Raw genomic sequence first — 26,531 nt, 5'->3', positions numbered from 1 at the left:
AGTTATTCCGCCGTTTCGTCCATCCAATCGATCCGGCTCATCTTCCGTACCACAACCCATTCATCCCGGTTTGAACCCACCGTACCGTAATAGTTAAAGCCGTATGCCAGATGTGCATAACCGCCAATCATGTGCGTTGGTTTAAGCACCGCGCGCGTCACCGAGTTATGAATGCCGCCGCGTTTTTTCGATACTTCCGCCCCCGGCGTATTCACGATTTTTTCCTGCGCGTGATACATCACCACCATGGATTCCGGAATACGCTGGCTCACCACCACCCGGCAGGTCAGGGTTCCGTTTGCATTAAAGACTTCCGCCCAATCGTTATCCTGCAAGCCGGCTCGTTTCGCATCAGCTTCACTCAGCCAGATGTGCGGCCCGCCCCGCCCTAAGGTCAGCATACGAATGTTTTCCGAATAGGTGCTGTGAATGCCCCACTTCTGGTGCGGCGTTAAGAAATTCAGGGTAATTTCCTGATTGCCATTCGGGTAACGGTGTAATAATTTCTCCGTCGTTTTAAAATTCACCGCGGGTTTATACACGGCAAATCCTTCGCCGAACGCGCGCATCCACAGGTGATCCTGATAAAATTGCTGACGACCGGTAAGCGTGCGCCATGGAATCAGTTCATTCACATTGGTATAACCGGCGTTATAACAAACCTCTTCGCTTTCAATACCGGACCAAATCGGCGAGGTCACGATTTTCCGCGGCTGTTCCACGATATCGCGGAAACGGATTTGCGTATGTTCGCTTGCCGCAACCAAGTGCGTATGTTCCCGCCCGGTGATGTTGCCCAGCGCCGCCCAAGCCTTTTTGGATACATGGCCGTTCGTTTCAGGCGCTAAAGTTAAAATCATTTCCGCCGCGTCAATGGCCGTCTCCAGTTTAGGCTGGCCTTTGCCGGCGCCCTGCGGCTGTATTCCGTTCAGCTTACGCAAGAAATCGACTTCTTCTTGGGTATTCCACGTCATCCCCTTCCCATTGTTATTGATTTTCTCAAGCAACGGGCCGACTGACGTATATTGTTCATAAATCGCGCCGTAATCTCGTTCGACGACGGTCATTGCCGGCATCGTTTTCCCCGGAATCGGTTCGCATTCGCCGAGTTTCCAGTCTTTCGGATCAAACGGCTGCCCCATTTCCTGCGGGCTGTCGTGCATCAGCGGTGTCAATACGATATCTTTGCGCACACCAAGATAATCTTTTGCCAGCTCACTGAATTTTTTGGCCAGACCTTTATAAATATCCCAGTCGCTGCGGCTTTGCCATAACGGCTGTACCGCTTCGGTCAGCGGATGAATAAACGGGTGCATATCCGAGGTATTCAAATCGTCTTTTTCATACCAGGTGGCCGTCGGAAAAATAACGTCCGCATACAAACAAGTGGTGTTCATACGAAAATCCAGACAGGTCAGCAAATCCAATTTACCTTCCGCCGCCGGGCGTACCTTAATTTCCGTCGGCGTAATGCAGTCTTTTTCATCGCTCAGCACCGCATTTTGCGTTCCCAGCAGATATTTTAAGAAATATTCATGACCTTTCCCCGCCGAACCCAGCAGATTGGAACGCCAGACAAACAGATTGCGCGGAAAGTTCTGCGGGTTGTCCGGATCATTACAGGCAAGGTCAAGCGAGCCGTTTTTTAACCCCTTAACAATAAAATCTTGCGGATTTTCACCCGCACTTTCCGCCTGTGCGACCACATCCAGCGGATTAGCGCCAAGCTGCGGCGCACTCGGCAGCCACCCCATACGTTCGGCTTTGGCGTTATAATCGATCATCGATAATGCTTTCATGCTCTCATCCGCCATAGGAGCTAAAATCTCGTCCGCACCGAGTTTTTCATGCCTCCACTGACTAGTATGCGCGTAGAAGAATGAGGTGCCGGTCATCTGACGCGCCGGTCGGTGCCAGTCCAGACCAAAGGCTAACGGTGACCAGCCGCTTTGCGGCCGTAATTTTTCCTGTCCGACATAATGACACCAGCCGCCGCCGGAACGCCCGATCGTCCCACACAGCATCAGCATATTTATCACGCCGCGGTATGCCATATCCATGTGGTACCAGTGATTTAACCCGGCTCCGATAATCACCATGGAACGCCCTTTCGTGGCATCGGCATTTTGCGCAAATTCGCGGGCGACCCGTATGACTAAGTCGGGATCGACGCCGGTATGTTTCAGCTGCCATGTCGGTGTATAAGGTTTGTCCTCATCATAGCTATTGGCCGCATTTTCATCGTTTAGGCCATTATCGACGCCATAGTTGGCCACCATTAAATCGAATACTGTCGCCACCAGAGCAGTTTCACCGTTTGCTAACCGAACCCGTTTTACCGGTACTTTATGCGCAATCAGTGCATTGTTATCTGCGCAGAAGTAGCTGAACTGCACCTCAACGACTTCATCGGCACAGGCTTTTAACGATAATGCCAGTTGCACGGGCTTATCCTGCGCAGTTTGTTCCAGATTCCATTTCCGGCTGCCGTCCCAGCGAAAACCGATCGTGCCATTTGGCGCGACCGGACTATCCGAATGCGTATCCCACGCCAATACTTTCCATTCGGGATGTTTTTCTTCACTAAACTGAGCGGATAACTCACTGGCTCGCAAAAAATATTTCGGCATCAGCCCTTTTTCGGTATGTTCGAGGCGAACCAGCATCGGCATATCCGTATAACGGCGAATATAAGAAGTGAAATATTCAGAAGGATTATTGAGGTGAAATTCTTTTAAAATAACGTGTCCCATCGCCATGGCCAGCGCGGCGTCCGTTCCCTGCTTCGGCGCCAGCCAGATATCGCCGAATTTAGCCATTTCGCCGTAATCGGAAGAAATCGCTACGGTTTTCGTGCCTTTATAGCGCACTTCGGTATAAAAATGGGCATCGGGTGTGCGTGTCAGTGGTACGTTAGACCCCCACACCAATAAATAATCCGCATTATACCAATCGGCAGATTCGGAAACGTCCGTCTGCTCGCCCCATACCTGCGGACTTGCCGGCGGTAAATCACAATACCAGTCGTAAAATGAAAGCGGCACGCCGCCTAATAATCCTAAATAGCGGGTTCCGGCGGCATAGCTGATCATCGACATAGCCGGAATAGGCGAAAAACCAATAATGCGATCCGGGCCGTACTGCTTGATCGTATAGGCATTCGCGGCGGCAACCATTTCATATGCCTCATCCCAACTCGAGCGAACAAACCCTCCCAATCCTCGCTGCGATTTATAAGATTTCGCTTTCCGTTCATCTTCTACAATAGACGCCCAAGCCTCTATCGGCGATAGCGTGCTGCGCGCGGTACGCCATAATTCGGCCAATGCGCCGCGCATCATGGGATATTTAATACGCTGTGCCGAATACACATACCAGCTAAATGATGCGCCACGCGGACAGCCGCGCGGTTCATGATTGGGCAGATCGGGACGGGTACGGGGATAATCGGTTTGCTGGGTTTCCCAGGTAATCAAGCCGTTTTTAACATAAATTTTCCAGCTGCACGAACCGGTACAGTTTACACCGTGAGTGGAACGGGCGATACGATCATGCTGCCAGCGGCTACGGTAGGCGTCTTCCCATTGACGATCATCATTGATTAACGCACCGTGTCCATTGGCGAACGCTTCGGCCTGGCGGCGTCTGAAAAAGGTTAAACGATCCAAGAAATGACTCATTATTTTTTCCTTCCTTTTTGTATATAGCTTAATCACTATACGCTCAAAACCATACAAAAAATACGCCTAATAAGTGTTACTGTTTATTAGGTATATTCAATAAAATCATAGTGTTATGTCGTAAAGAAACTAGTTATAAATGAGTAGTCCGCTAGATAGAAATAGGTATGCGATATGATGAAGATCAAAAAAATAGCGATCATCGAAGCCACCGCATCGGTGGTCTGCGGCATTCTTTGATTGATGAAAAAATAATCACCTGTGCCGGCATTAAATCCGCATCAGCGACATTTGCTGCGGCAAATTACGACAAAGTTTTTATTAGCGGGGAGATAAAGAGATAAAAAAACCGCGTGAATCTGTGCTCCAGATATCACGCGGACGATTTATTACAGCGCCTCAATCGCCAAATATTGCTGTTTCAGCTTTTCCAGACCGTCGCGGTAGCCCTGCATTTTTTCCCGTTCTTTGGCAATAACGGCTGGCGGTGCTTTTGCGACGAAGGCGTCATTGGCGAGTTTGGTTTCGATACGTTGAACTTCATGCTGAAGTTTTTCGATTTCTTTATTCAAACGCGCCAGTTCCGCATCTTTATTGATAAAGCCCGCCATCGGCACAAATAACTCCGCCTGACCGACCAGCTTGGTGACCGATAACGGGGCGTCAATGCCCTGTGCCAGCACGCGGATGTCGTTCAGTTTCGCCATTACCTGCAATAAAGTGCGGTTGTTTTCAAGACAGTTTTGCTCGCTTTGACTGATATTGCGCAGCAATAAATCCAGCCCTTTACCCGGCGCGATATTGCTTTCCGCCCGGATATTGCGCACGGCGGTGATAATGTCTTTCAGCCAGTTGATTTGCGCAATCGCCTCCGCGTCTTCAAGCGCGATATCATAACGCGGGAACGGCTGTAACATGATGGTGTCGCCGTCCACGCCGGCGAAACCTTTCACCTGCTGCCAGATTTCTTCGGTGATAAACGGCATCACAGGATGCGTTAAGCGCAGCAGTTTTTCCAATACATTAATTAACGTATCGCGCGCGCCGCGTTTTTGCGCATTGCTGCCGTTGGCGAAAACCGGTTTGGTCAGTTCCAGATACCAGTCGCAGAATTGATTCCAGGTGAATTCATATAACGCATTCGCCGCTAAGTCGAAACGGTATTGGCTCAACGCATCACGGAAGGCTTTAACCGTATTATTGAATTCCGCCTGAATCCAGCGATCCGCCAGACCGAACGCCGGCTCACCGTGCGGTAAATCCAGCGTATTGAGATTCATCAACACATAACGGCTGGCATTCCACAGTTTGTTACAGAAATTGCGATAGCCTTCCAGCCGTTTCATATCCCAGTTAATATCGCGCCCGTTACTCGCCAGCGCCGCCAGCGTGAAACGCAGCGCATCGGTGCCGTGTGCGGCAATACCGTTGGCAAATTCCTTGCGGGTCGCTTTGGCGATTTTTTCCGCCAGTTGCGGCTGCATCATATTACCGGTGCGTTTTTCCAGCAGCGCTTCCAGGCTGATGCCGTCAATCATATCAATCGGATCCAGAACGTTGCCTTTTGATTTGGACATTTTTTGTCCTTGTTCATCACGGATCAAACCCGTAACGTACACGGTTTTAAACGGCACCTGCGGTTTGCCGTTTTCATCTTTGATGAAGTGCATGGTAAACATAATCATGCGCGCCACCCAGAAAAAGATGATGTCGAACCCGGTGATCAGCACATCCGTCGGGTGGAAGGTTTTCAGCTCCTCGGTTTGCTGCGGCCAGCCTAAGGTGGAGAATGTCCATAAGGCGGAGGAAAACCAAGTATCCAGCACGTCTTCGTCTTGGCGTAACGCCACATCAGAATTTAGGCTATATTTTGACCGCACTTCCTCTTCGTTACGCGCAACATACACATTGCCCGCGTCGTCATACCATGCCGGAATGCGGTGTCCCCACCAAAGCTGGCGAGAAATACACCAATCCTGAATATCACGCATCCAGGAGAAATACAGATTTTCATATTGTTTCGGTACGAATTGAATTTCGCCGTCTTCCACCGCCTTGGTTGCGACTTCCGCCAGCGGTTTGACGCTCACATACCATTGATCGGTCAGCATCGGTTCAATCGGCACGCCGCCGCGATCGCCGTAAGGCACTTTCAAATCGTGCGGTTTGATTTCATCCAACAATCCCAGCGCGTCAAAATCCGCCACGATTTTTTTACGCGCGACAAACCGCTCCAGACCGCGATAGTCGGCCGGAATAAGTGCGGTATAATTTTGACAGATTTTGCCGTCCGTACCGATAATTTCCGCTTCATCACGAATATCCGCATTCAGCGTCAGCACATTGACCATCGGCAAAGCGTGCCGTTTGCCCACCTCGTAGTCGTTAAAATCGTGCGCGGGGGTGATTTTCACCACACCGGTACCGAATTCGCGATCCACATATTCATCGGCGATAATCGGAATTTTCCGGTTTGCCAGCGGCAGAATCACAGTTTTACCGATCAGCGACTGATAGCGTTCATCTTCCGGATGCACAGCCACCGCCGTATCGCCCAGCATCGTTTCCGGACGGGTGGTCGCCACCACCAGATAATCTTTACCGTCTGCGGTTTTTGCGCCGTCGGCCAGCGGATAACGGAAATGCCACAGCGATCCTTTGCTTTCTTTATTTTCCACTTCCAAATCGGAAATCGCGGTGTGCAGTTTCGGATCCCAGTTCACCAAGCGTTTACCGCGGTAAATCAGCCCTTCTTCATGCAAACGCACGAACACTTCCTTCACGGCGTTGGATAAGCCCTCATCCATGGTGAAACGTTCGCGCGCCCAATCCACCGAATCGCCCAAACGGCGCATCTGCTGGCTGATGGTGCCGCCCGAATGAGCTTTCCATTGCCAGATTTTATCGATAAAGGCCTCACGCCCATAATCGTGGCGGGTTTTGCCCTCTTCCGCGGCAATTTTGCGTTCCACCACCATCTGCGTTGCAATCCCGGCGTGGTCGGTTCCCGCCTGCCATAATGTATTATGCCCTTCCATACGGTGAAAGCGGATCAGGGTATCCATCAGCGTTTGCTGGAACGCATGTCCCATATGCAGACTACCGGTCACGTTCGGCGGCGGAATGGCGATGCAATAACTCGCAACGTCCGGATTGCCGTTCGGTTTAAAATACCCCTGTTCTTCCCAGTGTTTATAAAGTGCCTGCTCGACGGAAGACGCATCAAAGCGATCCGCCATTTGAAATTGTTTTGTCATGTTGTTTCTCTATTGTTTATTCATTCTTTTCAATTCGCGTTCCAACGCCGGTGTATTGCGGCGGATTTATCTTTGCCATCCCAGCATCACCAAATCTTCAAAATGGGTTTGCATATCGGCCACCTGCGGTAAGCACCCCCAGCGTTCAAATCCCATTTTGTGCAGCAAACCTAAACTCGGCGCGTTATTGCCGAACACGAACGCCAGTAAGGTATGCAGCTGATAGTTCGGCATTTGTTCAATCAGGAAATTGACGCATTGTTTGCCGATGCCCTTGCCGTGCAGCGCGCTGTCCAGATAGAAACTGATTTCCGCACAACCGTCATAAGCGCGGCGGCCATAAAAGGCGGAGTAACTGCACCAGCCGAGCAGATGACCTTCCGCTTCATAAACCCATAAGGGATATTTTGTGCTGTGCAGATGAAAATCAAACCAGTCCTGCCGGCTTTCAACGCTTACCGGCGCCAGATCGGCGGTCACCGTGCGTTTGTCAATCACCTGATTGTAAATCGTCAGGATACGGGGCAAATCATGGCTTTCAGCCAAACGAAACATACGGCCTCCTTATGCCTGCTCGGTACTGAGCTGCCAGCCGAGCTGGCGGTATTGCTTATAACGTTCGCGCGCCAGCGCTTTCAATGCCTCTTGCGCCGGCACAAAATCGATCACCTGATTAAAGCCGGCGGCAAAAGCCGGTACCTGCGGCTGCAAATTGATCAATAAATCCCGCCGTTGCGCATTCCGTTTATCGCCCCAGGAAATTTCAATCGGCGTGGCATATTGCGTGATTTCACCGGATAAATTATGCGGCACGAACTGTTCGGGATCCCGCTGCCACAGCGCTTCATCAATATCCAGCGCCTGTGCTTCCGCGGCACAGGCAATCAACACCCGTTTGCCCAAACGCCAGGCGGCGGCTGCCAGATCGCAGGCCAGCGCTTCCGGAGCCTGCGCCGCCTGCAAAAGGTAAAACTGTGCTTGTTTTGACATAAAATCATTACTCCGGCTTGGTGGCTGCCAATGGGTTTACGCTAAAAAGCGGATCGTTAAACTGCAAGATTTTAGCGAAAAATCAGGCGAAGATAAAATATTAATTTTTTAAACGGGCAAAAAAGCGACAGCTTTGGTTAAGGTTCGGAAACACTGAAAAAATCCACCGCACTTTATGATCTAAATCACAAAACCGAAGTTTACAATTCCTCTTACATTCCATTCACCGTGCTGAAATGATAGACTTGCCCTGTTTTTTTATATTTAACAAGAGGTAATCACAATGGAATTTCGTATTGAAAAAGACACCATGGGCGAAGTGAAAGTGCCTGCCGATAAATACTGGGCGGCGCAAACCGAGCGTTCGCGCAACAATTTCAAAATCGGCCCTGCGGCCTCCATGCCGAAAGAAATTATCGAAGCCTTCGGCTATCTGAAAAAAGCCGCCGCCTACGCAAACTATGATTTAGGCGTGTTACCACTGGAAAAACGCGATCTGATCGCGCAGGCCTGTGATGAAATTCTGGCCGGCAAATTAGACGATCAATTCCCGCTGGTGATCTGGCAGACCGGTTCCGGTACGCAATCCAATATGAACCTGAACGAAGTGATCGCCAATCGCGCCCATGTGATCCACTGCGGCAAACTGGGCGAAAAATCCATTATTCACCCGAATGATGATGTCAACAAATCCCAGTCCTCCAACGATACCTATCCGACCGCCATGCATATTGCGGCGTACAAAAAAGTGGTGGAAGTCACCATTCCTTGTGTCGAACGTTTACAAAAAACCTTCGCGGCCAAATCCGAGGCGTTCAAAGATGTGGTTAAAATCGGGCGTACGCACTTAATGGACGCCACACCGCTGACATTAGGTCAGGAATTTTCCGCTTATGCGGCGCAACTGCACTTCGGTTTGCTGGCGCTGAAAAACACCCTGCCGCATTTAAGCCAGCTGGCGTTGGGCGGTACCGCCGTCGGCACCGGTTTAAATACGCCGAAAGGGTATGATGTGAAAGTGGCGGATTATATCGCCGAATTCACCGGCTTGCCGTTTATCACCGCGGAAAATAAATTCGAAGCCTTAGCCACTCATGATGCGGTGGTGGAAACCCACGGCGCGCTGAAACAGCTGGCCATGTCTTTATTTAAAATCGCTAACGACATTCGTCTGCTGGCTTCCGGCCCGCGTTCCGGTATCGGCGAAATTCTGATTCCGGAAAACGAACCGGGTTCGTCCATCATGCCGGGGAAAGTCAATCCGACGCAATGCGAAGCCATGACCATGGTTTGCGCTCAAATACTCGGTAACGATACCACCGTTTCCTTTGCCGGTTCGCAGGGACACTTCCAGTTAAATGTGTTCAAACCGGTAATGGCGGCGAATTTCTTGCAATCGGCGCAACTGCTGGCGGATGCCTGTGTTTCCTTCGACGAACACTGCGCTTCCGGCATTGAACCGAACTACCCGCGCATCAAAATGCAGCTGGATAATTCCTTAATGCTGGTAACCGCCCTCAATACCCATATCGGTTATGAAAATGCGGCCAAAATCGCCAAAACCGCGCATAAAAACGGCACCACGTTGAAAGAAGAAGCGGTGAATTTAGGTCTGCTCAGCGCAGAACAATTCGACGAATGGGTGCGGCCGGAAGATATGGTCGGCAGTTTAAAATAACCCCGCAAGGCAAAAAATAAGCGAAAGGCGAGAGCAATTCTCGCCTTTTCCATATTTATTGATATAATCAGCCCATCATTTCTGTACTGGATAGATTATGAAATTTAACGCTTTTCTGTTATTGCTTTCCGGCTTATTTTCGACCGCACTTTCGGCGCACTGGACCAGTGTCGGCAATGCCGATTATAACTGGGGACCTTTTCATGTTTACACCGTCAGCCTGTACACCGAAAGCGGCGCTTATCAAGAAAATCAGCGCCCTTTAATGCTGTCGTTTAAATACGCCAAGCCGGTGGAAGGAAAAAGTTTCGCCATCAGTCTGGTGAAAGAAATGAATGCGCTAAACTTCAATAAAGACAGCTCGGCGGCATGGCTGAAAAAAATGCAGGAAATCTTTCCCGATTTTTCACCGAACGACGTATTAAGTTATATTGCGCTGGCGGATCGCGGCTATTTTATTTTAAACGACACGATTTTGGCTCATGAATTCGACGACCAGTTCAATCAGGCGTTAATCGCCGTCTGGCTGTCGCCGCAAAGCAGTTATGCGCAGCTGCAAAATCAGCTATTGGGCAAGGAAAAACGCGCTCATGATGATCAAACGGAAAAACTGATGGCGACCCCGGAAGTCAAGCAGCTCAATGAAGAAGATGCCGATCCGCAACTGCCGCCGAATTTTGAAATGGAAAACCGCAGCAAAGACGCTTCATAACAACCCGGCAGCCTCGCCCGCCGGTGCCAATATTACGCTTTAAATTGTTTTAAACGCTGTAAATGGTGGGAGATGGTTTTGAATTTATGGCTTTCCGCCGCATCCCAAATCACTTCATAAAATGGCGATAAGATTTGTGCGCTGCGCTGAGAATCCAGTATTTCGTCCTGTGTGGATAAAAATACCAGACAATGCCCCTTATTTTTCAGCCGGAAATTCGCCACGCATTTGGTGGCGATATCTTCATATTCTTCCGGCCGATCGATTTTACCGCTCATATTCTCATTCGGAAATAAATTCGGGTTGAATATCGCCTGTTTGATCCCGCACAAAAAACCGATGCGCTCCGCCCAATAACCGCCCAGTCCGACCCCGCAAATCAGCGGCTTGGGATCGCGGCTTTCCGACACCAGTTTATGCACTTCATTCAGCAAAAACTGCATATCATGGCGCGGATGCAAGGTGCTGTAATTGACAAACCGCACATCGTCATCAATAAATTTCAGCTGCATAATTTTTTCGTAGTTACCCGGACTACTGGAATCAAACCCGTGTAAATAAATAATCATGATAACTCCTCACTTATTGTGCTATGGTTTCGTGCATGCGGGAAAAATATCTCTGTTGTGTCGCAACGAACATTTTAATACCGGCGGCATAATATGAAAAGCAAAACCGCCGCTTTTTTCACCGCACTTCGGCGCACCGGCAGCAACCTGCCATGCCGCCTACGCCGCCGAGCGCCATTTTTTCTCAACATAGGCGATCATTTGCAGCGCAATATCCAGGCCGCTGGTTTTTTCGATCATTTCCAGCCCCGGACTGGCGTTTACTTCCAGCACCAACAGGCCTTGTGCGGAGCGGATCAAATCCACCCCCGCCACATCCAGCCCCAGCGTTTTTGCCGCTTTCACGGCAATGGCTTTTTCCGCCTCGCTCAGGCTGACTTTTTCCGCGCTACCGCCGCGGTGGAAATTGGCTCTGAACTCGCCGTTTTGTCCGATGCGCCGCATGCTGGCCACCACCTGCTCGCCCACCACAAAGCAACGAAAATCAGTGCCGTTGGCTTCGGCAATAAAATCCTGCAACAGCACCGGCACATTGGTGTGCGTCAACGTTTCCAGAATACTGACCGCACTTTGTGCCTTATCCGCCAGAATCACCCCGATACCCTGCGCACCGTTTAAGGTTTTCAAAATGGTCGGCGAACCGATACGATTCACCGCCTGCGTGGCCTGAAATTCGCAGCCGGAGAGCGCCGACGGCGGCAGCGCGATGCCGGCCGTTGCCAATAATTGCAGGCTGCGCCATTTATCCCGCGCGTTTAAAAATGCGCTTTCGTCGTTTAAACAAAGCACGTTTTGCGCCGCAAAATGGCGCAACACCGCACAGCCCATTTGCGTGCTGGCCGAGCCGAAACGCGGAATAACCGCATCGTATTGCGGTAAGAAATACGGCTCGGTGTCCGTGTTGTGCTGATAATACAACTGAAAGTGCGGTGAATTTTGCGCCAGTTTCAACAAACAGCGGTTCGGATCCAATATATCCATTTGGTGCCCGCTCTCCTGTGCCGCCTCTTTCAGACGCCGGCAGCTGTATAAGCGCGGTTCGCGGCATAGCATTAATAATTTCATGATTCCCTACTTTTTCACAAATCCTTGTTTTTGCAGATAACTCAACACGCCCGGACGCACCGGTTTGGACAAAGTTTTAATCACATTTTTCGACCAGTCCATGTCGATGGCACTGCGTTTTTGATAATAATCGGCCACTTGGGCATTATACCCTTCCAGCAATGAGCAATCCAAAGGCTGATAAGCGTTTTCAAAAAACATCGCCGCCGGCGGTAAACGCGGCTTTGACGGCGGATCCTGATCCGGATAGCCTAAACATAAGCCGACCATCGGCAAGGTGTGCGGCGGTAATGCTAACAGTTCGCCGACCTGTTCCATTTGATTGCGCAACGAGCCGATAAACACCCCGCCCAGCCCGAGACTTTCCGCCGCGATCATCACATTCTGCGCCATAATGCCGGTGTCCACCGCGCCGATTTGCAGCAGCTCGGCATAATCCAGCTGCGCCTGCGGGCAAATCTGTTTATGTTTATGAAAATCCACACAAAACACCCAAAATTCCGGCGCACTTTTGACATATTCCTGATTGGAACAACACCGCATGAGCGCCTCGCGCAACGCCGGGTCGGTCACCCGGATAATGGAGACGCATTGCAGATGATTAGAGGTCGAAGCAAAGCGGGCGGCATCCACCAGCTTGCTGATAATCTGCCCGTCGATGGGCTGCGCGGTGAATTTGCGGATAGAACGGTGGGATAAAATACAATCTAAGGTTGATGAAGCGGTTTTTTGTGCTGTCATAATCGGTTTCCGTGAGTCGTTTTTTCTTCCATATATTACACCAATCGCAACAATGCGGAAAAACGCTTTATCATTTTTCCGCAAATCGGGTAGAATTCTTACGATTTTTATACAACCAAAAAGGAAATGAATTATGTTCGTTGTTATTTTCGGCCGTCCGGGCTGTCCTTATTGTGTACGGGCAAAAAATCTGGCGGAAAAACTCAAAAACACGTTGCCGGATTTTGATTACCGTTATGTGGATATTATTGCCGAAGGCATCAGCAAAGCGGATTTATCCGCCTCGGTGGGCAAACCGGTAGAAACCGTGCCGCAGATTTTTATTGATGAAAAGCCGATCGGCGGCTGCACGGATTTCGAAGCCTTAATGAAAGCGCAGTTCAACGTTGTGGCATAAATACGCTGATAGATACAATAAAGTGCGGTGATTTTCACCGCACTTTTACGTTGACGAAAATTTTGCTTGCATATTTGCCCGAATGAATATAAATTCACTAAAAATGAATAATTATATATAGGAATGGTTATGCGCAGCACAGAATTAGTTCAATGGTTCAGACAGTCCACGCCTTATGTGAATATGCACCGGGGCAAAACCTTTGTCATCATGCTTGACGGCGATACCGTCGCCAGTCCTAATTTTATCAATATTATCAATGATATCAGTTTACTGCACAGCCTCGGCATCAAACTGGTCATCGTCTTCGGCGCACGTTGTCAGATCAATCAATTACTGCAACAGCATAATATTCAGTCCGTTTATCACAAAAATATCCGCATCACCGATCCGCGCACCCTTGAACTGGTCAAACAGGCGGTGGGAAAACTGCATTATGATATTGCCGCCCGCTTATCCCTGCGCCTGCCGCATTCACCGCTGATTAATGTGGTCAGCAGCAATTTTATTCTGGCTCAGCCGATCGGGGTGGACGACGGCGTGGATTATATGTTGAGCGGTAAAATCCGCCGCATTGATACGGACAATATCAGACAGCAGCTGGAACGGGGCGCTATCGTATTGTTAGGCCCGATTGCGCCTTCCGTCACCGGCGAGACGTTCAATCTGCCGTTTGAGGAAATCGCCACGCAGGTGGCAATTAAACTCAAGGCGGAGAAACTGATCGGTTTTTCCGCCACCCAAGGGATTCTGGATGATCAACAAATGCCGATTTCGGATTTGCTGCCGCAGGATGCCGCCAAGCATTTGCAGGCGCTGATTGAAGATAATCGCTATCACAGCTCGCAGGCGCGTTTCTTACAGGCTGCGATTGATGTCTGCCGCGCCGGGGTGAAACGTTCGCACCTGCTCAGTTATGAAGAAGACGGCTCTTTATTGCAGGAATTATTCACTCGCGACGGTGTGGGCACCCAGCTTTCGATGGAAAGTTCCGAGCATATCCGCATTGCCACCGTGGCGGATATTCCGGGCCTGCTGGAATTAATCCGCCCGCTCGAACAGCTGGGTATTCTGGTTAAACGGTCACGCGAACAGCTGGAAATGGATATCGCCAATTACACCATTATTGATCGCGACGGCGTGATTATCGCCTGCGCGGCGCTTAATCTCTATGCGGCCGAGAACATGGCGGAAATGGCCTGTGTGGCGGTACACCCCGATTATCGTAATTCCTCCCGCGGCGATATTTTGCTGGAAGCGATCCAAAAACGGGCGCGCGAAGCGGGCATCGGCAAACTGTTCGTGCTCACCACCCGCACCGTGCACTGGTTTCAGGAACGGGGATTTCGCCTTGCCGGGATTGAAGATTTACCGAAATATAAACGGGATAATTATAATTACCAGCGCCGCTCTAAAATTTTAATTCAGGATTTAAGCGCACAATAACGGCGGCAATAGCCACAAATTTTCTCCCGCGGCAATAAAACACCGCACCAAAACGGAGTGCTCGTCCGTTTTTCGTTTAATATACGCCATCGCCCGATCCGATACCTGATGCAAGACATCGTACCGGGCGACGACGGCATATCATCCCCTTTCTTGTTAGGTGCAAGCGGGTCATTTTTTTGTTAAAATTCCCGGCAAATTTGACGTTTAACTACAGAAAACAACATGACAGATAATTATTCCGCCAATGAAATTACGGTGTTAAAAGATCTTGAGCCGGTACAGCTGCGCCCCGGCATGTACACCGACACCAGCCGCCCTAATCACCTTGCCCAAGAAGTCATTGACAACAGCGTGGATGAAGCGCTGGCGGGCTATGCCGATAAAATCGACGTGATTTTACATAAAGATCAATCGCTGGAAGTGATTGATAACGGCCGCGGCATGCCGGTGGATATTCACCCGACGGAAAAGGTGTCCGGCGTGGAAGTGATTATGACCAAACTACACGCCGGCGGTAAATTCTCCAATAAAAACTACGAATTTTCCGGTGGCCTGCACGGAGTCGGCATCTCCGTCGTCAACGCCCTGTCCGAGCGGGTGGACGTCACCATTAAACGCAACGGGCAGATTTATAAAATCGCCTTTGAAAACGGGGTAAAAACCGAAGAACTGACCGTGATCGGCACCTGCGGGCGGCGCAATACGGGCACCACCGTACATTTCAAACCGAATCCGAAATATTTCGACAGCAGCAATTTTTCCGTCACCCGTCTGCGCCATTTGCTGCGCGCCAAAGCGGTGCTGTGTTCCGGGTTGGAAATCCGCTTTATCGATAAAATCAACGACAGTGAAGAAAGCTGGCTGTATCAGGACGGCTTATCAGATTATCTGAGCGAAGCGGTGCAAAACAGCGTTACGCTGCCGGCGGTTCCTTTCGTCGGTGATTTCAAAACGGACAAAGAAACCGCCAGCTGGGCATTGCTCTGGCTGCCGGAGGGCGGCGAATTACTCGGTGAAAGCTATGTTAATCTGATCCCCACCATTCAGGGCGGAACGCATGTCAACGGCTTGCGTCAGGGATTGCTGGATGCAATGCGCGAATTCTGCGAATTCCGCAATCTGCTGCCGCGCGGGGTTAAACTGACCGCGGACGATATCTGGGAACGCTGCGCTTATGTGCTGTCAATCAAAATGCAGGACCCGCAGTTTGCCGGTCAGACTAAGGAACGTCTGTCCTCGCGCCAAAGTGCGGTGTTTGTCAGCGGCGTGGTGAAAGATGCCTTCAGTTTATGGCTGAATCAAAACGTACAGGAAGCGGAAGAACTGGCGAAACTGGCCATCAGTTCCGCCGAACGTCGCTTGCGGGCGGCAAAAAAAGTGGTACGCAAAAAACTGGTCAGCGGCCCGGCGTTACCGGGTAAACTGGCGGATTGCAGTCAGCAGGATTCCGCACGCACGGAGCTGTTTCTGGTGGAAGGCGATTCCGCCGGCGGTTCCGCCAAACAGGCGCGCGATCGCGAATATCAGGCGATTTTGCCCCTGCGCGGTAAAATTCTGAATACTTGGGAAGTTTCGGCGGATCAAGTGCTCGGCTCACAGGAAGTGCATGATATCGCCGTGGCGTTGGGTATCGATCCCGACAGTGACGATCTTTCCCAGCTGCGTTACGGCAAAGTCTGTATCCTCGCCGATGCGGACTCCGACGGGCTGCATATCGCCACCCTGCTGTGCGCGCTGTTTCTGCGCCATTTTCCGAAACTGGTGCGCGAGGGGCATGTTCATGTGGCAATGCCGCCTCTGTACCGCATTGATTTAGGCAATGAAGTCTTTTATGCGCTGGATGAAGGCGAAAAAGAAGGCATTTTGGATCGCCTGAAAAACAAAAAAGGCAAACTGAATGTACAGCGTTTCAAAGGGCTGGGCGAGATGAACCCGAACCAGCTGCGCGAAACCACCATGGATCCGAACACCCGCCGACTGGTTCAGCTGACCTTTGAGCAGGACGCACAGACTGCCGACGAAACCCTCGAGTTAATGGATATGCTGCTGGCCAAAAAACGCGCGGAAGATCGCAAAAACTGGCTGCAAATCAACGGCGATCAGGTCGATCTCACAGTCTAAACGGAGGACATTCCCTATGCGACAAACCATTGTATCCCTTATCATCGGCGCCGTTTTCGCCATTAGCGCGCCCGCTTTAGCCGCGACGCCTGAAACGGCCAAAAGTGCGGTAGAAAATCCGGCCGTTTCCGAGCTGCCGGTGATTGAAGCGGAACTGACACCGGCGCCGCATGTTCCCAAAGCGCTTAACCGCACCACGCCGGCCAGAGTGATTGTAAAACTGGAAGCGCTGGAAAAGATCATGGACATGATGCCGGAGGTACAGTTTAAATACTGGACCTTTAACGGCACCACGCCGGCACCGTTTATCCGGGTGCGCGAAGGAGACACGGTGGAGATTCATTTGTCCAATCCGGTCAACTCAAAACTGGCGCACAGCCTTGATTTTCATTCCGCCGCCGCGCCGGAAGGTACCGCGACGGTAAGCAATACGGCGCCCGGTCATACCAGTATTTACAGCTTTAAAGTATTATCGCCCGGGTTGTACCTTTATCACTGCGCGGCAATGCCGGGAGCCGGCATTCATATCGGCAAAGGCATGTTCGGTTTAATGCTGGTGGAACCGAAAGCAGGATTACCGCCGGCGGACAAAGAATTTTATATCATACAAAATGAATTCTATACCCGCGGCGCTTTCGGTGAAAAAGGCCTGCAAGTGTTCAGCCCGGAAAAAGCCGCCTACGAACTGCCCGATTATGTGGTATTCAACGGCCATTACGGCGCGCTGACGGAAGATAAGGCGCTACATGCCAACGTGGGCGACAAAATCCGTTTTTATGTAGGCAACGCCGGGCCGAATAAAGCCTCCGCTTTTCATTTGATCGGCAAAGCCTTCGATACCGTTTATGTGGAAGGCGGTTCGCTGCGCAATCAGCATGTACAGACCACACTGATCCCGCCGGGCGGCGCGACGATAACGGAGGTCAGCATTCCGGTGCCCGGCCGTTACAGTTTTATCGATCATTCGATTTTCCGCGCAGATAAAGGCGCCAGAGGAACGCTGATCGTCACGGGAGAGGAAAATCCGGCGATTTTCAGCGGCAAAATTAAAGATGAAATCTACCAGCAACGCAATCCCGATGCCGATACCGACAGCGGATTCCAGCATTAAAAAATAATTCAAAAACCGACCGCACTTTTGCGGTCATTACAAAACAGAAACAGAGTTTATGCCACAAATTAATTATGAAGGCGTCGAGCAAATGCCGATTCGCCGTTTTACCGAAAGCGCTTATCTCAATTATTCCATGTATGTGATTATGGATCGTGCGCTGCCGTTTATCGGCGACGGACTGAAACCCGTACAACGCCGCATCATTTATGCCATGTCCGAACTCGGGCTGAACGCCACGGCGAAATACAAAAAATCGGCGCGTACCGTGGGGGATGTGCTGGGTAAATTCCACCCGCACGGCGACAGCGCCTGCTATGAAGCCATGGTGTTAATGGCGCAGCCTTTTTCTTATCGCTATCCGCTGGTGGACGGGCAAGGCAACTGGGGCGCGCCGGACGATCCGAAATCCTTCGCCGCTATGCGTTACACGGAATCCCGGCTGGCCGCCATTTCCGAGTTGCTGCTTGGCGAACTGGGACAAGGCACGGTTAATTATCAGCCTAATTTCGACGGCACGCTGGAAGAGCCGCAATATCTGCCGGCGCGTCTGCCGCATATTCTGTTAAACGGCACAACCGGCATCGCCGTCGGTATGGCGACTGATATTCCGCCGCACAATATTAACGAAGTGGCGGATGCCGCCGTGATGCTGCTGGAGAATCCGCAGGCTGAACTTGATCAACTCATGACGGTGCTGCACGGCCCGGATTATCCGACGGAAGCGGAAATCATCTCGTCGAAAGAGGATATCCGCAAAATTTATCAGCAAGGGCGCGGTTCAATCAAAATGCGGGCGGTATGGAAAAAAGAAGACGGCGAAATTATCGTCAGCGCGTTGCCGCATCAGGCTTCGCCGTCCAAAATCATCGCCCAGATTGCCGATCAGATGACGGCGAAAAAACTGCCGATGGTGGACGATATCCGCGATGAGGCGGATCACGAAAATCCGGTACGCATTGTGATTGTGCCGCGTTCCAACCGGGTAGATACCGAAGCGCTGATGGCGCACTTATTCGCCACGACGGATCTGGAAAAAAGCTATCGTGTCAATATGAACATGATCGGGCTGGACAACAAACCGGCGGTGAAAAACCTGCCGCAGATTCTGACCGAGTGGCTGACGTTTCGCCGAACCACCGTCACCCGTCGCCTGCAGCACCGCTTGGATAAAGTAATGGCACGGCTGCATATTCTACAGGGCTTAATGATCGCCTTTCTCAATATTGATGAAGTAATCGCCATTATCCGCAGCGAGGACAAACCGAAACCGGTGCTGATGCAGCGCTTTAATCTGAGCGATGAACAGGCGGAAGCGATTTTAAATCTGCGTCTGCGCCAGCTAGCGAAACTGGAAGAACACGCCCTACAGGCGGAACAGGATAAACTGGAACAGGAACGGCAAAGCCTACAGGCAATTCTGGGCTCCGAGCGCCGCCTCAACACCTTAATTAAAAAAGAAATTCAGCAGGATGCGCAAACCTTTGCCAGCCCGCGCATGTCGCCGCTGGTAGAACGCGCCGAGGCGAAAGCCATCGCCGAAAATGAGATGTTGCCGGCAGAACCGGTCACCGTGATTTTGTCGCAAATGGGCTGGGTGCGCTGTGCCAAGGGGCATGATATTGACGTGCAGGGACTGAACTATAAAGCCGGTGACGGCTATCTGGCTCATGCTTATGGTAAAAGCAATCAGCCGGCGGTATTTGTCGACAGCAGCGGGCGCAGCTACGCGCTGGATCCGCTGTCATTACCTTCCGCCCGTTCGCAGGGCGAACCGCTGACCGGGAAACTGTCGCTGCCGGCCGGCGCCACGGTGGAACAGGTGCTGATGCAAAACGAGCCGCAGCAATTGTTGTTGGCCTCCGACGCCGGTTACGGTTTCTTGTGTAAATTTGAGGATTTAATCGCACGCAACAAAGCGGGCAAAGCGTTAATTTCCCTGCCGGAAAACGCCAAGGTGTTGCCGCCGTTAACGCTGACCGATCCGACCGCACTTGTGGTGGCGCTGACCTCCGCGGGTCGTATGCTGATTTTCCCGGTCGCCGATCTGCCGGCATTATCAAAAGGAAAGGGTAATAAAATCATCACCATTCCGGCGGCAAACGCCAAAAACCGCTCGGAACTGTTGGTGCGTTTATTGCTGATCAGTGAAAACGCCAGTCTGGTATTCCATGCCGGCAAGCGCAAAATCACCCTCAAACCGGCGGACTGGCAAAAATTCCGTGCCGAACGCGGTCGCAAAGGTTCCGCATTACCGCGCGGTCTGCACAGCGATGCCGACATTGAGGTGATTGAACCGGCACAAAGTGCATAACACAAAGGCGGACTGAATGTCCGCCTTTATCGTTTTTGCCCTGTGTGTTATTTGTCGTTCGTGTTGGTTTGATTAACTGCATGCGGTTTTAACGCATTCAGGCGCTTTTGTGCCTGCTCTGCGAACTGGTCTTGATGTTTCAGGGTTTCCCGATACCAGTAAATGGCTTTCTGCTCATTCTTTTTAATCCCTTTGCCCTCTTCATACATCGTGGCAAGGCGGAATTTGGATTCGTTATGATCGGTATTGGCGGCTCTTTCAAACCAGATAAACGCGTTTTTGAAATCCTGCAAATCACGGTAATACAATACGCCCAGAATAAACATGGCGGTCTGATTGCCGGCCTGTGCCGTTTTCTTTAACAGTTTGATGCCGTGCGGAATATTTTTCTGCGTACCAAGGCCGTCCAGATACAAAAACGCCAGATAATTGATGCCTTTAATATTGCCCTGCTCCGCCGCTTCGCTGAACCACCAGTAGGCTTTGTCCGCATCCTGCGCGACGCCTTTTCCCTGCACATACAAAATGCCCAGATTGGCCTGCGCATTGGCATCGCCCTTTTCGGCAAGCGGATAAATCAGCTCAAACACTTTCGGCCAATCCCCGCAGTTCGCCGCCAGCTGCGCCAGACTGCGCCGCTGCTGATCGGTAAATTCTTCCCCTTGCGTTATCTCCGTCGTCGCCTCATGCGGCGCAATCGATTGCCCGTGCGTATAAAAACTCAGGGCGGCCAACGGTAATAACAACCATTTATATAAATTCATAATCTCTCTTTAAGCTGCAATCAGCAGCATGATCAAAAACCATAACGATACGGCCATTTCAATAAATCCGACCTGCTTAACCGACAGCTTGACTTTCGGCAGCACAAGGGCGCGAAGCAACGGCGGCACAAAAGCCAGCGCTAAATAATATTGCCCCATCAGGATAAATCCCACTACGCACAGCCCATGAAACAGTATCGAGGCTTGCAGATAGCGCGGATTTTTACGTTCCCGCATGACCGATTTCACATATAAGGTGGTACCGACAAAAAACAGACTCGGATACAGCGCCACCAGCCAGATGGTCTGATCAAAAGTGCGGTCGGGAAAATAGTAGGCGCCCATGCCGGCGAGGGCAAAAATGATAATGCCTGCGATGTCATTAAGCAGCGCCCGTTCATTTTTTTGTCTGACATAATAAATATTGACCAATACAAAAGGCAACATCGTCGCCAGAAAATAAATAATCCGCCAGTTATAATACAACGCCGGAAGCGCCAAAATCAGGGCGGCGCCCGCATAAATTCCGCTCCATTTCGCATACAACGGCAGATTGCGCCCTTTAAATAAATTCAGGAACGGATAGGTCATCAGATATAACACGAACCAGCCCGCCAGCAGAAAAAGATGCGGCCAAATCGGATGCGATAAAAACATGCCGTATAAAAACGGCAGCAACGCCATCACAATGGCGCCATGCTGGTTGGAAATCAGTAATTTCATCTTGTATAAGTGCGGTTAAAAATAAAAGAATTTTAGTCGTTTTTGCCGAAAACGGCTATAATCTTTCCGTGTTAATTTCCCCTTTTATTATTAAGAGAAATAAAAATGTCAAAAGTTCAACGTTTTTATGCCAATCGGCGTTTATCGGAAATCAGCGTGTATCAGGGCGTCGCTTATCTGGCCGGGCAAGTGCCGGAAAATACGGCGGCGGATGCCTATGAGCAGACTCAGGAAGTGCTGGCGCTGATTGATAACTTATTGGCCGACCTCGGTTCGGATAAAAGCCGAATCCTGAACGCGCAGATTTTTCTGGCGGATATGGCGGATTATGCGCAAATGAACCGCGCCTGGGATGAATGGGTGGATGCGGAAAATCCGCCGAGCCGTGCCACGGTTGAAGCCCGCCTTGCCGATCCGCGCTGGAAAGTGGAAATCGTTATTCACGCGGCGGTTTAATCAGTTCCAGCTCCAGCAGCAGCGGGTTATGATCGGAACTGCCGGTTTGCAGCGTAGTCGCCCGCAGGGTTTTAAATCCGCGCACAAACACCCAATCCAGCGGATAATCAAAAAAGCGCAGCCGGTAATCGGGGCTAAACTGAACTTCCTGCAACCGGTATTGCGCGGTCAACTGCCGAATCAGCGCCAGCCGCCAGCCGTTCCACGAATTAAAATCGCCGGCTAAAATAATCGGCCCTTGGTGCCGTGCGATTAACGCCATCATCGCGCGCAACTGGCGGTAATAATAAGTAGGATTGAGTTCAAAATTAACCAAATGCAGATTCACGGTTAATAAACGCCGGCCGTCCGCCAACGGGAACAACATGGCATTACCGACTTTCGGGATCCGAATCCACGGCTCGACGGAAGAACCGGCGCAATAGGTTTGCGGCGTAAAGCGGCTGAGAGAGCTTACGCCCGATTGCCGTCCCAGATAAGCAAAGGCGCTGACATAAAGTGCGGTGGAAAATTGATGCGAAAATAAATCGGCGATATGCTGCCGATCGGTCACTTCCTGTAATAAAACAAAATCTTTATCCTGTGCAAACTGCTGTACGGCGGCCTGCCAGCCGTGATCCTGCCCTTTATGAATATTCCACACCAGCAGCCCGAATTTATCCTGCCGAATCGGCGTCACCGCCCGATTTGTCGCGGCACACTGAATATCCGGCGACAGCGATTCGGGCTGATAATCCGAAGCGCCGGCGGCAGAAAACACCACATTGGCGCTCGGATAAATCTCAACGCTGTAAAACCAATAGGCGACCGCGCCGGATAACAGCAGCAACAGGGTAACAAAAAGGGTTTTTACTCTACTCATTTCAATGTATTTTCAGAAAATATTCTTTCTAAATGATAGCAGTTTCCTTATACTACGCCAATTAATCGCTTGCTGTATTTTTTGCTCACCTCTTTCATCAGGCTTGTTTGACTCGGTTTATTTTTTATTAAGGCTTATCTATGAGTATCTACACTTACATTTGTTTTCTTTCGGCAATTTCCATTCTTATCGGTTTTATCACCCAGAAAATCAACGACCAAATTCAATACACCATCGCCGTTACCGCCTCGGCGATGGTCGGCTCTTTAATTCTGCTGCTGATGGGCTATTTAAACTGGTTTAATCTGGACGATATCGCCAGAACCGTAATGGAGCGGATTAATTTTAAAAGTTTTCTGTTAGACGGGATCTTAGGCTTCCTGCTGTTTGCCGGCGCACTGGGGATTAAGCTGCCGGTGATGAAAAGCCAGAAATGGGAAATCACCATTCTCGCCTTATTTTCCACCTTGGCCTCCACTTTTTTCGTCGGCGTTATGTTGTACGGAATTACCGGATTGATCGGCTGGCATATCGAATTTATCTATTGTCTGCTGTTCGGCGCCTTAATTTCCCCGACCGACCCGATTGCTGTGCTTGCGATCATCAAAAACCTGAAAGCGCCGAAAAAACTGTCCATGAAAGTGGAAGGCGAATCCCTGTTTAATGACGGTGTCGGGCTGGTGATTTTCACCACAGTGTTTGCCGTTGCCTTCGGCGGCCGCGAACCGACGCTGGAAGGCATCAGCGAATTATTCCTGCTGGAAGCGGTCGGCGGTATTCTGTTCGGGCTGGCATTGGGGCTGTTGGCGCATTTTCTGATTTCCGCCACCGACGACGGCAGTCTGGAAATTCTGCTGACGCTCACCATTCCGACGGCTGGTTTTATGCTGGCGAATCTATTGCAGGTTTCCGGCGCGCTGGCGATGGTGGTGGCCGGCATTATGATCGGAAACTGGACAAGACATACCGGCTTTTCCACCCAAAGCCAGCATTATCTCGATCACTTCTGGGAGATGATCGACCATTTTCTCAATTCCTTGCTGTTCCTGCTGATCGGCTCCGCCATGCTGCTGGTCAGCTTTACGTCACAAGGTATTATACTCAGCCTGATCGCCATTCCGGTATGCCTGTTGTGCCGCTATCTCAGCGTGTGGATACCGTTTAAACTGCTGAGTATGAGAACCACTTATAACCCCTACACGCTGCGTATTCTGACCTGGGGCGGGCTGCGCGGCGGGCTGTCGCTGGCAATGGCGTTGTCCATTCCCGCCGGAAGTCTGTTTATGCCGGAAATCGGCATGAATGTGCGCGATCTGTTGCTGGTGATGACTTATGCGGTGGTGATGTTTTCCATTTTAGTACAGGGCACCACGATCGAAACCATGGTGAAAAAATCCAAGGAAGTCACACTGCAACAAAGAGGATATGTGGATCTACACCATAAAACCCCGCCATCGCAGTCAAATTAAGGATAAAAAAATCACCTTTCGTTTCCGGCAGGTGATTTTTATCTCGTTGTTTTAGTTATGATTGTTCTTCGGCGGCGACTGTCAGTAAATTTCGCCTCAAATTTTACCGCACTTTTTGCCCGTTGAAATCCGCTTCGTCGGTTATACCGGGCGGATGCTGCCGAGTTCCAGCTGCGCATCGAATTCCTGCTGTAATAAACGAAGTTTCGGATCCTGCTGTAAATCCTGCTTAGCCTGTTCACTGAACGCATGATAGATTTTATTACGGTGATCCAGCGGCGTTAACCGGGTCGAATCGTTGTTTTCCTCAATCGTCAACGCAATCTCGTTGCCGTAAAACTCACTTAATGCCTTGCCCAGCATTTGCCGGGTTTTGTCCTTATTTAAATGAAAATGTGCGGAAGATAAGCCTAACCGGAGCTGGGTTTCCGACTGCTGCACAATAAAACAGTTCATCGCCATTTCTTTCACCAGACCGCTTACGCCGATTTTTTCCACCGTATCCGTCCAGCTGTCCTGCTGGCGGGCGGCGCAGACAATCCGCTGCTGTAATTCCGGCGTGCTGTGCTGCAGGATCGCGCGTTTGATTTCCGAAGGACGCACCGATTGCTGCTCTTTCGCCATTTCCGGATTAATCCACTCCCAGCGGTAATTTTCAGCCGTTTGCGTCTCTTCACTGTCTTCGTTTTCATTTTCGACGCTATTTTCCACCGCACTTTTTTCTGCCGGCGTATTGTTCGGCGCCGGCGGTTGCACGGAGGAAACGGACGGATTAGAAGAATGTATTTCAGCCTGTTGTTTCGCCGGCCGACCGACCAGCGGCAAAGTATTAACCGCTGCCGACGGTTCTGCGTTCGTCAGATTATGCTTTTTTTTTTCGTCCGCCGTTGTCGGTTCCGCGGCGGCAACCGGTTTGGATAATTGTTCCAGCGCTTGCAGAGCCGCCGAACTCGAATCGCTCAGTTCGGTGCGCCGTGGCGCGGTTTGCGCTTGATATTTGGCTTTTATATTTTGCGACAGCACCGGCATTTCCACCAATGGCGGCGTGGTTGAGGCTTCCGCCGACGCAGCGGCGGACGGCGCGATGTTGAATAATTTCGGGTGAAACGCCAGCGCGCGCATCAGAATCATCTCCGCACCGGCACGCCGATTAGGCGCGAACGCCAGCTCTTTACGGCCGGAGACAATAATCTGATAGAAAAACTGTACATCTTCCGGGGCAATGTGTTTGGCCAGAAAACCGATTGGGCTTTCATCGCTGATTTGTCCCTGCGGCAATAACTGCTGCATGGCAATATGATGCAGCAGCTCGGCCACCGCGTTGAGTAATTCATCCCAATCGCCGCCTTTCTCCGCCACCGATCGAATGCCTTTCATCATCGCTTCCGCATTGCCCTGTTGCAGGGCGTATAAAATCTCTATCGGCTGCTCATCGCTGAGCAAACCCAGCATATTGCTGACCACTTCAAGGGTGATATTGCCGTTACTCATGGCGATCGCCTGATCCGTCAGGCTCAGACTGTCACGAATACTGCCCTGTGCGGCTTTCGCCAGTTTATCCAGCGCCAGCGCCTCAAACGGAATATGCTCCGCGTTCAGAATATGCGCCAGATGCTGTGCGATTTGCGTCTGTTCCAGCGCTTTCAGATGAAACTGAATACAGCGGGATAAAATGGTAACCGGCAGCTTTTGCGGATCGGTAGTGGCAAGCAGAAATTTGACATACTCCGGCGGCTCTTCCAGCGTTTTCAGCAACGCGTTGAAAGAATGACGGGACAGCATATGCACTTCATCGATCAGGTAAACCTTATAACGCCCCTGCACCGGCTTATACTGCACGTTATCCAGCAATTCGCGGGTATCTTCCACTTTGGTGCGCGAGGCGGCATCAATTTCGATCAGATCGATAAAACGCCCTTCTTCGATCGCCTGACAATGTTCGCACACGCCGCAAGGTTCGGCCGTTACGCCGTGAATGCAATTCAATCCCTTGGCGAACAAACGCGCAATGGAGGTTTTGCCCACTCCGCGGGTGCCGGAAAACAAATAGGCGTGATGCAGGCGGTTATCTTTCAGACCATTGGACAGCGCGGTCAGAATATGCTCCTGCCCTACTACGTCGGCGAAGTTTTTCGGCCGCCATTTTCTTGCCAATACCTGATAACTCATTGCC

20 protein-coding genes are annotated in these 26,531 nt (G+C 50.9%); 9 read left to right on the top strand and 11 right to left on the bottom strand.

What is annotated here, in order from left to right; genetic code table 11:
• Positions 1 to 2: 2 nt before the first annotated feature.
• The 4 genes from ACESOH_RS07410 to ACESOH_RS07395 all read right to left on the bottom strand — a co-directional run bounded on the left by ACESOH_RS07410 (position 3) and on the right by ACESOH_RS07395 (position 7,927).
• Positions 3 to 3,680, bottom strand: coding sequence for a nitrate reductase subunit alpha (locus ACESOH_RS07410; RefSeq protein WP_373100557.1), 3,678 nt, complete (start codon positions 3,678 to 3,680; stop codon positions 3 to 5).
• Positions 3,681 to 4,069: 389 nt separating this feature from the next.
• Complete coding sequence (locus ACESOH_RS07405) at positions 4,070 to 6,937, bottom strand: valine--tRNA ligase (protein ID WP_373100556.1); 2,868 nt, start codon at positions 6,935 to 6,937, stop codon at positions 4,070 to 4,072.
• A gap of 66 nt (positions 6,938 to 7,003) precedes the next feature.
• The gene (locus ACESOH_RS07400; RefSeq protein WP_373100555.1) at positions 7,004 to 7,492 is read right to left on the bottom strand and encodes a GNAT family N-acetyltransferase; all 489 of its coding nucleotides are present in this window, start codon (positions 7,490 to 7,492) and stop codon (positions 7,004 to 7,006) included.
• A 9-nt stretch (positions 7,493 to 7,501) separates the two neighbouring features.
• Complete coding sequence (locus tag ACESOH_RS07395; protein WP_032092112.1) at positions 7,502 to 7,927, bottom strand: DNA polymerase III subunit chi; 426 nt, start codon at positions 7,925 to 7,927, stop codon at positions 7,502 to 7,504.
• A 283-nt stretch (positions 7,928 to 8,210) separates the two neighbouring features.
• On the opposite strand from ACESOH_RS07395, the gene fumC reads away from it, so the two are divergent.
• Both fumC and ACESOH_RS07385 read left to right on the top strand, forming a co-directional pair.
• Positions 8,211 to 9,605, top strand: a complete 1,395-nt coding sequence (fumC, locus tag ACESOH_RS07390) for a class II fumarate hydratase (RefSeq protein ID WP_373100554.1) — start codon at positions 8,211 to 8,213, stop codon at positions 9,603 to 9,605.
• Positions 9,606 to 9,702: 97 nt separating this feature from the next.
• A complete protein-coding gene (locus ACESOH_RS07385; protein WP_032092114.1) occupies positions 9,703 to 10,317 on the top strand; it encodes a chalcone isomerase family protein in 615 nt (204 codons plus the stop codon).
• A gap of 32 nt (positions 10,318 to 10,349) precedes the next feature.
• On the opposite strand, the gene ycfP is transcribed toward ACESOH_RS07385, so the two are convergent.
• The 3 genes from ycfP to nfsA all read right to left on the bottom strand — a co-directional run bounded on the left by ycfP (position 10,350) and on the right by nfsA (position 12,692).
• Positions 10,350 to 10,886, bottom strand: coding sequence for an alpha/beta hydrolase YcfP (gene ycfP, locus ACESOH_RS07380; protein WP_032092115.1), 537 nt, complete (start codon positions 10,884 to 10,886; stop codon positions 10,350 to 10,352).
• 159 nt (positions 10,887 to 11,045) lie between these two features.
• Positions 11,046 to 11,951 carry an ATP-grasp domain-containing protein gene (locus ACESOH_RS07375; RefSeq protein ID WP_373100553.1) on the bottom strand — a complete coding sequence of 302 codons (906 nt, stop codon included), beginning with the start codon at positions 11,949 to 11,951 and terminating at the stop codon, positions 11,046 to 11,048.
• Positions 11,952 to 11,957: 6 nt separating this feature from the next.
• Positions 11,958 to 12,692 carry an oxygen-insensitive NADPH nitroreductase gene (nfsA, locus tag ACESOH_RS07370; protein WP_373100552.1) on the bottom strand — a complete coding sequence of 245 codons (735 nt, stop codon included), beginning with the start codon at positions 12,690 to 12,692 and terminating at the stop codon, positions 11,958 to 11,960.
• 133 nt (positions 12,693 to 12,825) lie between these two features.
• Between nfsA and ACESOH_RS07365 the strand changes: the two genes are divergently transcribed.
• From ACESOH_RS07365 to parC, 5 genes are all read left to right on the top strand, one after another.
• On the top strand, positions 12,826 to 13,089 hold the full coding sequence (locus tag ACESOH_RS07365; protein ID WP_032092118.1) for a GrxA family glutaredoxin: 264 nt from the start codon (positions 12,826 to 12,828) through the stop codon (positions 13,087 to 13,089).
• A 129-nt stretch (positions 13,090 to 13,218) separates the two neighbouring features.
• Positions 13,219 to 14,535 (top strand): amino-acid N-acetyltransferase, encoded by a 1,317-nt coding sequence (argA, locus tag ACESOH_RS07360; protein ID WP_373100551.1) that lies wholly within the window; start codon positions 13,219 to 13,221, stop codon positions 14,533 to 14,535.
• Positions 14,536 to 14,760: 225 nt separating this feature from the next.
• Positions 14,761 to 16,659, top strand: coding sequence for a DNA topoisomerase IV subunit B (gene parE, locus ACESOH_RS07355; protein WP_032092120.1), 1,899 nt, complete (start codon positions 14,761 to 14,763; stop codon positions 16,657 to 16,659).
• A gap of 16 nt (positions 16,660 to 16,675) precedes the next feature.
• On the top strand, positions 16,676 to 17,770 hold the full coding sequence (gene nirK, locus ACESOH_RS07350; protein ID WP_373100550.1) for a copper-containing nitrite reductase: 1,095 nt from the start codon (positions 16,676 to 16,678) through the stop codon (positions 17,768 to 17,770).
• 58 nt (positions 17,771 to 17,828) lie between these two features.
• On the top strand, positions 17,829 to 20,084 hold the full coding sequence (parC, locus tag ACESOH_RS07345; RefSeq protein ID WP_373100549.1) for a DNA topoisomerase IV subunit A: 2,256 nt from the start codon (positions 17,829 to 17,831) through the stop codon (positions 20,082 to 20,084).
• Positions 20,085 to 20,131: 47 nt separating this feature from the next.
• Here the strand turns inward: parC and ACESOH_RS07340 are convergent, their stop codons facing one another.
• Positions 20,132 to 20,848, bottom strand: a complete 717-nt coding sequence (locus ACESOH_RS07340; RefSeq protein ID WP_373100548.1) for a tetratricopeptide repeat protein — start codon at positions 20,846 to 20,848, stop codon at positions 20,132 to 20,134.
• Positions 20,849 to 20,857: 9 nt separating this feature from the next.
• Positions 20,858 to 21,571, bottom strand: a complete 714-nt coding sequence (locus ACESOH_RS07335) for a YwiC-like family protein (RefSeq protein WP_373100547.1) — start codon at positions 21,569 to 21,571, stop codon at positions 20,858 to 20,860.
• A 105-nt stretch (positions 21,572 to 21,676) separates the two neighbouring features.
• On the opposite strand from ACESOH_RS07335, the gene ACESOH_RS07330 reads away from it, so the two are divergent.
• Positions 21,677 to 22,027, top strand: coding sequence for a RidA family protein (locus ACESOH_RS07330; RefSeq protein ID WP_373100546.1), 351 nt, complete (start codon positions 21,677 to 21,679; stop codon positions 22,025 to 22,027).
• On the opposite strand, the gene ACESOH_RS07325 is transcribed toward ACESOH_RS07330, so the two are convergent.
• A complete protein-coding gene (locus ACESOH_RS07325; protein ID WP_373100545.1) occupies positions 22,008 to 22,889 on the bottom strand; it encodes an endonuclease/exonuclease/phosphatase family protein in 882 nt (293 codons plus the stop codon). The two genes, ACESOH_RS07330 and ACESOH_RS07325, sit on opposite strands and share 20 nt — an antisense overlap.
• A gap of 140 nt (positions 22,890 to 23,029) precedes the next feature.
• Between ACESOH_RS07325 and ACESOH_RS07320 the strand changes: the two genes are divergently transcribed.
• A complete protein-coding gene (locus ACESOH_RS07320; RefSeq protein ID WP_373100544.1) occupies positions 23,030 to 24,358 on the top strand; it encodes a cation:proton antiporter in 1,329 nt (442 codons plus the stop codon).
• 141 nt (positions 24,359 to 24,499) lie between these two features.
• Here the strand turns inward: ACESOH_RS07320 and dnaX are convergent, their stop codons facing one another.
• On the bottom strand, positions 24,500 to 26,527 hold the full coding sequence (gene dnaX / locus ACESOH_RS07315) for a DNA polymerase III subunit gamma/tau (RefSeq protein WP_373100543.1): 2,028 nt from the start codon (positions 26,525 to 26,527) through the stop codon (positions 24,500 to 24,502).
• Positions 26,528 to 26,531 lie beyond the last annotated feature (4 nt).

This window comes from Necropsobacter rosorum (assembly GCF_964241405.1).
Classification (GTDB): Bacteria; Pseudomonadota; Gammaproteobacteria; order Enterobacterales; family Pasteurellaceae; genus Necropsobacter; species Necropsobacter rosorum.
Note: the sequence above shows the minus strand (reverse complement) of the source record. Positions and strands in the feature narration are given on the sequence as shown.